The following is a 12,095-nucleotide window of genomic DNA, read 5'->3' as shown; positions in this document are numbered from 1 at the left end:
GTTGAATTTTTACCAGATGTCTGATGAGAGAAATAAGGCAAAGAATATCAGGAAAATTTTTATGCAATTATTTAAGCAATTAAGTATAAAAACAAAACTCATAGTCATGTTGCTGGTAGTTAGCCTTTGCGCTATGCTCGCAAGCACCTTTACATGCTCTAGTGCTGGTAGATCTCTTCTGACCGAAAGGGTCTTCAATCAATTAACCAGCCTTCGGGCTGCCAAAACTTATCAAATCGAAGATTATTTTGAAAACCTTTACATCCATAGCCAAACTTTAAGCGAAGATTTGACAATCGTCGCCGCCATGCAGGAGTTTAACACAGCTTACCGCGAACTGGAAAAATCAACAGTACCAGCGGATTTTGACAAAAAAATTGATACCTACTACCAAACACAATTTCTCCCCAGACTGGCGCGAACTAACGAGGGTTCGCCCGTTGTCGCATCTTACACGCCAAAAACAACTGCTGCCCGTTACCTACAATACTACTACACCGTCGCTAACCCCAACCCCGTTGGCAAGAAACTTCTCCTTGACGACCCAGGCGATGGCAGCTCCTACAGCCGCGTTCACGCCCGCTACCAGCCGATTTTTCGCAATCTAGTGCAAAAATACGGTTACTACGATATGTTTTTGATCGATCCCCAAGGAACCGTTGTCTACACGGTTTTTAAAGAAACCGATTTTACCACAAACTTCACTAACGGACCCTACAAAGAGAGTAACCTAGCAGAAGCGATCGCCGCCGCACGAGTAGCAAACGGAAAGGGCTATGTGAAAATAGTAGATTTTAAACCGTATAGCCCTTCTGGGAGTGCGCCTGCGGCTTTTATCGCTGCCCCAATTTTTAACGGCTCCCAATTCATTGGTATTTTGGCGTTCCAGCTTCCGGTTGACAAAATTAACAATGTTATGACTGGCAACAAACAGTGGAAACAAAATGGTTTGGGCGATTCCGGAGAAAGTTATCTGGTGGGATCGGATTATCTAATGCGCTCTGCGTCTCGTTTCCAGATTGAAAACCCAAAAGGTCATGCAAAAACCCTACGCTCTATCGGTACTGATGAAAAGACCATCAACAAAATCAAAGAGTTCAATACTACAATCCTCCTACAGCTCGTGCAAACAAAAGCAGTAAAGGAAGCGTTGTTTGGCAAACAGGGTACGCAGGTTATCAACGATTATCGTAATATTCCAGTTTTGAGTTCTTATGCTCCACTAAATATTGATGGCTTGAGGTGGGTTATCTTGGCGGAAATAGATGTTTCTGAGGCTTATGCCCCAATTCACTCGTTTGAAAAAACAGTTTTGATTGGGGCTACTTTAATCATCGCCCTAATCACGCTTGTTGCCATGTGGCTGACCACAATCTTTGTCAAACCCATCAATACTTTAATCAAAAGCGCCCGCAAGGTGGGGGCTGGGGAATTTGATGCCGTTGTCACATCTGGTTCCCAAGATGAATTTGGAGAGTTAGCTAAATCATTTAACCAAACAATAGGCAGCCTTCGCACGGAAACGAAACTGATCGAACAGAAAAATCGTGAAAATGAAGCATTAGTCTTAAATATATTTAGTCCTGCGATCGCCAAACGCCTCAAACAGGGCGATAGAGAAATTGCCGAGCAGATTTCTAATGTGTCGGTCTTGTTTTCCGACCTCGACCGATTTACCAAGCTTTCTCAAATGATGTCTGCTCAAGAAGTTGTTAGCTTGCTTAATGAACTGGTAACAGCCTTCGATGAAATGACAGATAAATACGGTTTGGAGAAGATTAAAACGATTGGTGACGGTTACATGGCTGTATGCGGGCTGAGTGTGCCGCGTCTGGATCATGACAAACGCACAGTAGATTTTGCTTTGGAAATGCTGTCGTTTGTCCGGCGATTTAATTATGAAAAAGGCTTGCATTTAGACCTGCGGCTTGGCATGAATTCAGGAGATGTGGTTGCAGGCGTGATTGGCAAAAATAAATTGCTCTACGACGTTTGGGGTGATACCGTAAATATTGCCAATAGGTTGAAGTCGGCTTGTCCGCCAGGAGCTATCTTAGTTTCTCAAAACGTCTGCGATCGCCTGCACGATCTCTACGATTTTGAGTTCTTTGGTGAAATTCAAGAACCTGGAAAAGAAAAGCTAGTGGCTTGGCAACTCAAAAGTTCCCAGATGACCGTAAGTGTTGGAGGGGAAGAAGTCTATGAGTAATTTAAGCTTTTCAAGTGACTGGCACACCTGGGCAGTAATTGTCGGATTAGGGTTCCCACTCCTGGTCGTTTTACTAGGAGAAGTTATTTATCATCTACAAAGGCGCGGTAGACCGATAGCGGCTACGCTGCGGGTTGTGAAAAACCTCGTCCTGCCCGTCTTAATGCTGATGGTTTTAATCAGGAATGTCCTGAAGCTTGACGTTAACGGGAATTTTGCAAAGCTCGTCGAAACGCTGTTTTGGATATCTGTTATCTACGCCTCTCTCTCGCTGTTGAATGTGATTTTGTTTGAAGAAGCTGAGGCAAATACATGGCGGGCAAGGATGCCCAAACTACTGATCGACCTTTCCAGATTGTTTTTGGTGCTTGTGGGAAGCGCGATCGTGCTGGCGGCGGTGTGGGGTGCAGATTTGGCAGGTCTTGCTACCGGATTAGGCGTTAGCTCGATTGTGATCGGTTTGGCGCTTCAGGACACATTGGGTAGCATCATGTCTGGCATTGCGCTGCTTCTCGAACGCCCCTTCAGCGTCGGTGATTGGTTGCGCGTTGGGAATAGCGAAGGCGAAGGCAAGGCGATCGAAGGGCAGGTAATTGATATCAATTGGCGATCTGTTCGCCTGCTAAATCTCCAGCGTCAGGTGATTGTCGTTCCTCATCAGTTCATTGGAAAACAAATAATCCATAATTACAGCCAACCAGAACGCATTTATAACCAACGCATCAATATTGGCTTCTCCTACGATAGCCCCCCTAACCTCGTCAAGCAGGTACTAACAAGTACAGCTCTGGCTACACAGGGCATATTAGCCGAACCCGAACCAGAGAGCAAAACTACATCCTATGATGAAACTGCAATTATTTATGAGGTGGAGTTCTTTATAGAAAACTTTGAGGATGTGGAGCAGATACTTGATAGATTTATGACGCGAGTCTGGTACGCAGCGCAGCGAAACAATCTGACGCTATATCGCTACCGATACGAGTATGCTGTGGAAACTGCTGATAAGACAGATAGCGCTTCAAATAAATTAGCCCAAAGCCTGCACTCAATTCCCGGATTTATGCCTTATGCTCGTGAGCAGAAAAATTTGGATGACTTAGCGAAGGGAACTATTTTACAACAGTTCGGTGCTGGCGAGAAAGTCATCCGGCAGGGCGAGCCTGGTAAGGCTTTGTACATTATCATTGCAGGTCAAGCTCTAGTCACCGTCACGAACGAGTTTGGCATGGAGTTGGAGGTAATGACTATCTTGCGTGGTGAGTTCTTTGGCGAGATGGCACTGTTTAGTGGGGAACCGAGTCCGGTATCAATCGCCGCCGTTGACGATTTGCAAGTTCTTGTCATCTACTCAGATGCTGTAAATCTGATGATTGAACGTCAACCAAGCTTGGGGCGTGAGATAGGTCAAATTATAGAAGCGCGAAGCAAGGCCGTAAGTATGGCTCAACAGGAAGAGCGATTTTTTTCGCGGGAGCTGGACGATAATTAAACAGGGATTTTAATATTGCGCGAAAGTCCCCACCTTCAATGTACTCATAAGGTGGGGATGGCGTGCTCTGAAAGCTTACTTTGCTCCCGGTATCAGCTTGATGACATTTGCTCTAATAACGGTGTCATAGCTGTAGCCATACTTTTTCAAATCCAAAGTGTCTCTTGGTGTGACAATATCATCTGGTGAAAAAGCAGGTAGCAAGGAAAACAAATCCCCTGGAGTCCAATTCGCTGGAGTGGACTCACCGCCATCCCAAGGCCACAATCGGTCATTGAGATTTTCTCCATAATGTCCACCTGAGGCAGGATAATAATTGCTACCTTCATGCCCGTTTGCCTGCCATTCAGCCCAAAGGCGATCTACATTAGAATGAATCAGCCAAAATACTGGATCGTTGATAGAACTAGCAAGGGCAGCCATTGTGCCTAAAGGTTCAGGACGACCTACAGCAGGGTCAAAAGTAGCCCCACCGACGAAGCTATGAAAATAGTTATGTTGAAAGACTCCAGGCGTTGGTTGTTGACTAGAACTATCCAGTTTGATAAATCCTTCTAAAGCTAGACGAAAAGTTCCATAGTCTTTAATAGCAAGGACTTGCTCCACATCTTCTTTAGGAACAGGGTAACTATTTGTAGGAGGCACTTGCAGAAAGCGTAAGAGTGTGTCGCCCAATGATTCTTGCGAGGGTTTAATATGTAAGTTTGGGTTGATAACCCATCCATTGGCTTTTGTAAAAGGACCAGACACAACAGGTCCTCCTTGAACATTACCTAATTCCGGGATGTTGAAATTGACTCCTTGACCATTTGGTCCCAAAAAGTCATCTTGAAAGATCACTTCCAATGCTTTAGGATCTGTCCAATCCCAGTAGGGAAGCGCCACATTCGGGTCTACTGATTGCAAGGCCTCTTCAAATCGGTGTATAAACTCACGATGCCACGGTAGAAACAGATCGCTTTCATGAGCACCATCATGTCCAGCAGCCGGACCTTGGGCATTCTCGTACATTAAACCCATTGCTGCCACATGCACTGCAACAAACTGGTCATAGATACTGACATTGCTACCTTCTGGGAATGTATGTTTTAATGTCTGCACAGCATGAACGAATGCTTGTTTCTCGGATGAGGTCAGGTCAACAACGTTCCTTCTAACACGTGCTCTATAAGGAGGAATCCTTTTACTAATAACAAGTTTGCTGTTTGAGGGAGCAAGAGCAGAACCAGCGTTATAAAATACTGGCAGCTTGGTATTAGAACTGCCGTTGACGATGTGATTTGATGCCTGTTGATGCTGAGGATTATGGGAAAGTGCGGGACTTCCAAACACTACTAGAGCAGCAACTATACTAGCAATGATGACTGTTTTGATAGTTTTGGGGAAAATTTTCATAATTTAGACTCTTATTGTGTTCTCAAGATAAGATTTGCTGGGCATTCGGGTAATATCAATGGGTTATAAGTATATAAAATTACATAGAAAAAATTGATTCACAATATAAAATTTTTCGGAAAATCCCTCTATTCTTTTGCAAATAGCTAAAAAGCCGCTTGTCGAATCAAAAATTATGCCTTTTTTGTTACTCTGAAAAGAGAAAAATATTATACTTACCCAGCTAATTAGACATGATCATGGATTGTGCGATCGCAGGACGCCGTAACGCCTATCGCGCAAGTCTAGGTTGAAAATCCTGTTGTTTGCTCTTCGCTACAACGACTACGGTTTAATCACTCTGTCGAACTTACGTGGTATAAAAGTGAATTGTGAGAAGATTGCGATATCTGACTCAATTACTTGTAAAATTCTTGACATGAGAAAAAAGTTAGTTGTAGCCTCTATTTTTCTTTGTTTGATGAACTCTTCTTTTGCAAGCGCACAAATTAGTAATTTTGAAGACCCCAGACTGACGCTCTCAACTGTTGAGGCGGATTGGTTAATCAAGACTGATAAAACTGAAAGACCCCAAGTTGGTAGTAGTTCTGCAACATTGCTCAAAGCCGAAGATGAACTACAATTTCAGGGTGAACTGGCTGCTATTGCGGGTAATGAGGGACTTGTCGGGTTTGCGTTTGTAGAAACGCCTTTGTCGTTAGATTTAAGCGCATACAAATACATTGAATTTTACGCTAAGTCCAAAGAGCCTGGAGTTGTTTATACCCTCACACTTAAAGATGAGCAAGCTCAACAGGACACTGGTACTCTCACATTTGAGCAAGAGTTTGTTGTTGGGACAGAGTGGACAAAGGTGAAGCTTCCTTTGAACCACTTTAGAGCAAAGATTCGTGGGAGAATTGTTGATGGCTTCCAATTGGATTTGCAAAGAGTGCGATCGCTCTCTTTTCAAATCAATCGCAGCAATCAGGAATCAAATTCACCAATTCCACTGCAATTTGCTTTAGATATAGGCTCAGAGGTCTATGTAACAAATCAAGATTAACAAGAACTCAGAATATTCCCTTAAAAGATTATTTGAACTTGCCACTCTCCGTCAAATCTTTAATTTTCCCAAAATATTTATGTATGATTCCTTTTCAGGAATCATTTAGGATTGCTATAAGCACAATTTTATATTTTATATTTCAGATTTTAGTTTGGGTTTCAAAGTTTATTATAAGCCCCATTGTCTCATGCACAATAATTTCTGATATGCTCTCAAAAATTAGATTTAATTATTAATATTATCTTTGACTAAAATTTTAACTCATCAAATTCCTTGTTTAATTAGTTAAAATCTTTTTTCGACAAGCTTCCAGAAACGTATTGCAGCTTTTTGGAAATTTTGATTTGTTTGCCCTGGCGATCGCGCGCTTTTGTGGTTCTTTGGAAAAAATATCGTTAAATAGCCTCTATTCCAACTCGCTCAATCCTTTGCTACGCAACGCTTCGCGAACAAAACGTCGAGTCATATAGTGATATACCGTGCTTCCAGAACTAGATTACCGCATTCTCTCAGAAAGAAATAGAAAAACCCTCAAAAAATATAGCACCATAGTTTTTTAAATATAGTGCTATAACATTCAAAAAACATCTTAGTTAGAGTCCAATTTCCACATTTTCAAGAATACCCAATGCGTCAGGGATAAGTATGGCTGCGGAGTAGTAAGCACTCACTAAGTAGGAAGTGATTGCCTTGTCATTGATACCCATAAACCGTACAGACAAACTGGGTTGGTATTCATCAGGGATACCCGTTTTGTGTAGACCTACCACCCCTTGGTTTTCTTCTCCGACACGAAGTACCAAAATAGAGCTAGTACCCTCCTTGGTGATAGGAATTTTGTTACAAGGAAAAATCGGATAGTTGCGCCAAGCAGGTACAATCTTTCCGTTAACCTCCCTGCTTGGGGAATAGAGTCCACGACGGTTACACTCGCGGCCAAAAGCAGCGATCGCGCGAGGGTGAGCTAGGAAAAAATGGGATTTGCGCCGCCGAGAAAGCAATTCATCAAAATCATCTGGAGTCGGTGGACCGGTGCGGGTAAAGATGCGTTGGTTGAGATGAGCATTGTGCAACAACCCGAAATCAGGATTATTAAGCATTTCGTATTCTTGCCGTTCCCGCAACGCTTCTATAGTCAGCCGTAATTGTTGCTCGGTCTGGTTCATGGGTTCGTTGTAGAGGTCAGCAACTCGCGTATTTACCTGTAAAATGGTTTCAGCGACGCTTAACTCATACTCCCGTGGACTCAAGTCGTAATCAGCAAATGTCCTGGGTAACTCAGTTTCCTGACTATGACCTGCGGATATGGCGATCTCGGCTTGATTGTACTTATCCTGGGGTTTGCTTAATATAGCTCTAAAGCGATCAACCTGAGTCTGCAATGCTTCAGACTGGTTCATCAACTCCCGAAACGCCTGTACTGGCAAAGACAAAACTATGCAGCGCGTAACGGCTCTGAAGCTAACATCCCAAGTATCCTGAGACAGAACTATAGCTTGACCCCCAAAATGATCGCCCTCAGCTAAGATATCCCTTGACGCTCCCACGGCTACCACATTTTCGCTCCGCTCCAATGTGGCATAAAGCCGTGGGATTCTGGCATCTAGTCCCCAATCCCCGTGGATTGGATTTTCATCCAGTTAGGGGCTGCGCCAAGCAGCCCATTCTCTGAATCGGACATAACCATTGCAGCTATGTCTCTCTTTAGATCCAAAGAACAAGCAAAACCATCCCACTGCGCTATATTCCTGGCAGCATTGAGATCTGCATTATGGTAGTGTCCATGTGGACAATTGAAGTGATGTCCGTTCCTTATTCCCAGCGTTCCACAACTTGAGCAGGATTTGGAAGTGTATGGCGCAGGACGCTTGATTAACTTCAAGCCTGACATAGCTAGCTTGTAGTCTAGCTTCATTTCCAGTGAGTAGAATGACCACGAGTGGCGGGATTGGCCAGAATCGCTGCGCTGCTTTTTGGATTGCTTCATGGTTTTGCGACATTCTTCTAAGTCCTCAACCACCACATCAGCACATTTATATTCAGCAAAACGCACTATCCGACGCGAGACAGTATGGTTTACTGCATCCATCCAACGGCGTTCTTTCTTGTCCCACTTTTTAAGCGCTCTAAATTTTTTAGCTTCCTGTAGTTGCTTGCGCCTTTGTTGAAAATAACGACGACGATGCATAACTTCTTTGCCGCTAAAAAACTTTCCAAACCCATTTTTGGACGCTACTACTGCAAGGTTGTTTTGCCCTCTATCGCAGCCAATCTTATTAGTTACTACAACCTCTGGAACTTCCTCGGTTACAGAAACATAGACATACCATTTATTCCGATGCTTAATTATTTTGGCGCTACCTCTTTCAACCGTACCGTTAAGAATTCCTTCTAGAACAGGCTGCCAGTGTTTAGATGCAACTTCAACAGGAACACGTTTTGTTCCTTTGATAGTGGGGAAGCTAATGCTATACGTAGTCCCTACTTTATGCAGTGCCCAGTTTTGATTGTTGACTTCTGGTGGCAATCGCTTGAAAGATTTTGCTTTTTTACCAGCATCAGACGTGGTATGTCGGATGATTTGATTAGACAGAGCAGACATGAGACGAGTCTGAACTTTAGAGGTTGTCAATTTTCGTCTTTCTGGAAGAGGAATAGTTAGCAACCAATTAGCTAAGTCTGTTGCCTCAACCGTCATTTCTTCAAATAGTTCAGTTTTGGTTTTATTTAGTTGTGGAAACTTTAACTTAATTGTTCGTGTTACTCGTCTCAAATCTATCACCTCCTTGATATTACTATTTTACGCGCATGGGTAAGACAATATATCAAGCTAACGCAAAGTTTATGTCAAGGAATGACAGCAACGCGCATTTGCCACGCATTCATCCGCACGGCTGGAAGCCGTGGGCTTTCTGCTCCCAACACTGTAATGTTTGTTGACAAGTTATTTGATTGACCGGAATAGGGACTCAAATTGAGCTAACCTTTCGTTCCTAACAGCGATCCGATTTTGGTAGCTGAAGTCCCTAACCCTGTCGGACCACTCAGTACGTTCTGCACCACTGGCTGAACATTAGTTTGAGTTGTTTCCTGACGGACACTTGGTCTAATCTGGGTCGCGGCAGTGCCTAATCCTGTGGGACCTTGGAGTAACCGCTTTTCTGTCGAGTTATTCCGCAATTCAAATTCCTTATAGCGGTCTACCGCCCTATGCCACTTGAGTACGCCGCACATCCACTGTTCCAGTTTCTTGACGTATCCGTACAGTTTCTTGCGGGTACTGGTATCCAGGTCGAAATCATCACACAAGATAGGGAGTTCAGTCGCGACGATATGTTCAAACTGACGAGCACGAGAAGTCATCAAGTCGTTAACAATTGCGACGGCTTGGGGGATATTGCAGTTAAGGAAATTTTGAACCGCCAACACACCGTTATTAATCTCGCCCTCAAATTCGATTTCTTTCTGGTAAGAGAAAATATCATTCGTCAAACAGGCGAAGTCGGCGGCTGAATTCTCAATTCCCTGCATGGTTCGGGTGCGGAAGATCTCTGGTGGGATCTCGTCCCCTTGGGAAAGCCGAGACAGGCTCATGGTTAGATCGGAGCCAAAGGTCTTACGGCGCATTTCCACATAATCTATCGGGTCGGGAATGCGATTTTGGATCTGGTTAGCGAGTTCCCATAACCAACTTTCGGTCATATCCTCGATCGCACGGCGGAACAGACGGCGAGCATTAGCTGTCATCGGTCCAGCCGTCCGCGCCCAAATATCCGCTAAACCCCGTTCGACTGGGTTTGTTGGTACGGGAATAGGACTCCCATCAAGGGGCATAAACGCTGATAGCCGAGCGTTGAAAACTTTTGCCCCTGCCATGTTGCGGCTATGACCATACAGTGCAGGGAAGTAGTCATCGGCATAGGTTCCCCAAACCAGCCAGCAAGCTGTGATATTCAACTCAGGACTAGACCCATTGGGATGAATATAGGCACCGCATAAAGCTACGTCGGCCACATCGAATTTGTGGTCATCCCAGATGTAAATGCCGGGCATTCCTGGCACTACGTCCAACATCCCCATTTGACGCGCCCATTCCTTAGAATGCCGCCGAGCCTCTCCTAGATGGGGATTTAAACTGGTGGAGAAGGGCATATAAAACTGCGGCAGAGTTACTGGCCCTACAGGCTGATAGGGGACATGAGTGAAGCTTTTGAACCGTTTTAGTCCCAAACTATCGTATAAAGCTCCCAGACGGGCTGCCGATGTGCCTAGTCCAGTAGGGCCGCCTAAAAACCAGCTTGCTGTCGAAGATTTGTCTGATGTCTGGTTCATGTAGCGGCTCGATCTCATGTGCCACTCATGACCCCCCGACTGCCAATCCTGAAGTCCTTTGGCATTTGACGTACTCCCCTGACTAAAGTCGAGGGGATTCTCAAAAGATGGTTACGAGGCGGCTTTGTTACCGCGCCTCTCCACCTTTCTTCTTGCTTCTTTGACTCTTAACTAGACTGTCGCCAGTCCCCGTCAGACCGTCTCCACAAGCATTTTCTACCACGCTGCGTCCCAGCGCGTTGATCCCTCTGTTGCGGATCACTTGTGCGGCTGCCACATCTCGATGTGTCATGTAGCCACATTCAGGACAGGAGTGAACCCTGTCTTTCAATTCCTTTTTTCCGGTGTGAGTATCACATTGAGGACAAACCTGCGAGGTGTAGTCCTTATCTACTTTGGCGAAATACACCCCTCGCTTCCAACATACCCATTGCAAGATTGAAACAAATTGCCCAAATCCAGCATCTAGAGTATGTTTGCAAAACATTCCTTTAGCCCACACACGGAAATCGATATCCTCAACAAAAATCATTCCTGTATCATCACAAAGCTTATGAGCAAGCTTGAAATGCCAGTCCTTGCGAGTATCAGAAATACGTTGATGTAGCCTTGCTATCTTCCGATTTAACTTGTGACGATTGCTTGATCCTTTCTTTTTGTTCTTCAGTCTGCGTTGCAGCAATTTCAGCTTGCCGTGCAGCTGAGTCAGGAATCTAGGGCGTTCAACTAAGGTACCATCAGAAGTAGCTGCAAACTTATCTAGACCTAAATCTAAACCTACAGCATACCCAGCAGGAAAAGTATCAGGGACGTTGACGTTGCATTCCAGAGTGAACATTAAGAAATACCCAGAGGCTTTGCGAACAACCCGAACTTGTTTAACTGTAAATCCATCAGGGATATCGCGTGATTTCACATACTCCATCCACCCAATTTGAGGCAACTTAATTTGATTGCCTCTCAATATCTGACCTTCCCCAAGTTGAGGATAAACATAAGAACGCATTCTGTACCGATTCTTGAAACGAGGAAAACCCATTCCTTTGCGTTTCATATCAATGAATGCCGTTTCTAGTTTTCTCAATACCTGTTGCAGCACTTGAGCGTTAACAGTTTTTAGTTCTGGATACTGCTTTTTAGCTTGGGTGAGAGCTTTGGCTTGGGTATTGTAGTTTGGGTACGGCGCATCTGCTGGAATGATATATTCAGAGGTTATCGAGCAAGCGTTAACCGGACATTTACGAGAATTCAGCCAATCCTTTCGTTCACGCAGAGCAAAATTCCAAACTTTGCGACATACATCTAATATATGTTCAATTAATTTGATCTGCTCTTTTGTGGGTTTGGCTTTGTATTCGTAAGTCAAAGTTAGCACTGTTCCTCACCTCCTACAAAATTATATTCTATTTACTAGGAGTAAGGCAAACGCTTGAAACGCGGGGATAAATCCCCTTGAGTCGGGTTTCATCCCCCGGATGGAATCACAGGGGTTCTCACCCTCCCACTATGCTTTTGATAGTAAGTTTGCAAGGACAGTTAAGACAGTTAAGAAAATATTTAATAAACGCTTAATACTACTTAAGAAGTAGATGTCGAATAAATAAGCCAGTGGGGTTTTC

8 protein-coding genes and 1 pseudogene are annotated in these 12,095 nt (G+C 44.2%); 3 read left to right on the top strand and 6 right to left on the bottom strand.

Going from position 1 to position 12,095, the window contains the following annotated elements; translation table 11 throughout:
• The first annotated feature begins 61 nt into the window (after positions 1-61).
• Together AACT52_RS07930 and AACT52_RS07925 are read left to right on the top strand one after the other, a co-directional pair.
• Complete coding sequence (locus AACT52_RS07930) at positions 62-2,209, top strand: adenylate/guanylate cyclase domain-containing protein (RefSeq protein WP_073630094.1); 2,148 nt, start codon at positions 62-64, stop codon at positions 2,207-2,209.
• Positions 2,202-3,701 carry a mechanosensitive ion channel family protein gene (locus AACT52_RS07925; protein WP_073630092.1) on the top strand — a complete coding sequence of 500 codons (1,500 nt, stop codon included), beginning with the start codon at positions 2,202-2,204 and terminating at the stop codon, positions 3,699-3,701. The genes AACT52_RS07930 and AACT52_RS07925 overlap by 8 nt, the downstream gene beginning before the upstream one ends.
• A 75-nt stretch (positions 3,702-3,776) precedes the next feature.
• On the opposite strand, the gene AACT52_RS07920 is transcribed toward AACT52_RS07925, so the two are convergent.
• Positions 3,777-5,096, bottom strand: coding sequence for a tyrosinase family protein (locus tag AACT52_RS07920; protein WP_073630091.1), 1,320 nt, complete (start codon positions 5,094-5,096; stop codon positions 3,777-3,779).
• A gap of 460 nt (positions 5,097-5,556) precedes the next feature.
• Here AACT52_RS07920 and AACT52_RS07915 point away from each other — a divergent pair, with 460 nt between their 5' ends.
• On the top strand, positions 5,557-6,141 hold the full coding sequence (locus AACT52_RS07915; RefSeq protein WP_158054582.1) for a CIA30 family protein: 585 nt from the start codon (positions 5,557-5,559) through the stop codon (positions 6,139-6,141).
• A 596-nt stretch (positions 6,142-6,737) separates the two neighbouring features.
• On the opposite strand, the pseudogene AACT52_RS07910 reads toward AACT52_RS07915, so the two are convergent.
• The 5 genes and pseudogenes from AACT52_RS07910 to AACT52_RS07890 all read right to left on the bottom strand — a co-directional run.
• A pseudogene (locus AACT52_RS07910) lies at positions 6,738-7,676 on the bottom strand (family 2B encapsulin nanocompartment shell protein); the annotation flags it as partial.
• A gap of 71 nt (positions 7,677-7,747) precedes the next feature.
• A complete protein-coding gene (locus tag AACT52_RS07905; protein WP_073630072.1) occupies positions 7,748-8,917 on the bottom strand; it encodes an RNA-guided endonuclease TnpB family protein in 1,170 nt (389 codons plus the stop codon).
• Positions 8,918-8,991: 74 nt separating this feature from the next.
• The gene (locus AACT52_RS07900; protein WP_272937082.1) at positions 8,992-9,117 is read right to left on the bottom strand and encodes a hypothetical protein; all 126 of its coding nucleotides are present in this window, start codon (positions 9,115-9,117) and stop codon (positions 8,992-8,994) included.
• 6 nt (positions 9,118-9,123) lie between these two features.
• The gene (locus AACT52_RS07895; RefSeq protein WP_233153871.1) at positions 9,124-10,494 is read right to left on the bottom strand and encodes a terpene synthase family protein; all 1,371 of its coding nucleotides are present in this window, start codon (positions 10,492-10,494) and stop codon (positions 9,124-9,126) included.
• 109 nt (positions 10,495-10,603) lie between these two features.
• Positions 10,604-11,851: an RNA-guided endonuclease InsQ/TnpB family protein gene (locus AACT52_RS07890; RefSeq protein WP_073630070.1), complete on the bottom strand. Its 1,248-nt coding sequence runs from the start codon at positions 11,849-11,851 to the stop codon at positions 10,604-10,606.
• Positions 11,852-12,095: the final 244 nt, after the last annotated feature.

Origin of the sequence: Scytonema sp. HK-05, from assembly GCF_963872035.1 — a bacterium.
Taxonomy (GTDB): domain Bacteria; phylum Cyanobacteriota; class Cyanobacteriia; order Cyanobacteriales; family Nostocaceae; genus Kalymmatonema.
The sequence above is the reverse complement of the archived record's forward strand: the minus strand, read 5'-3'. Positions and strand labels throughout refer to the sequence as shown.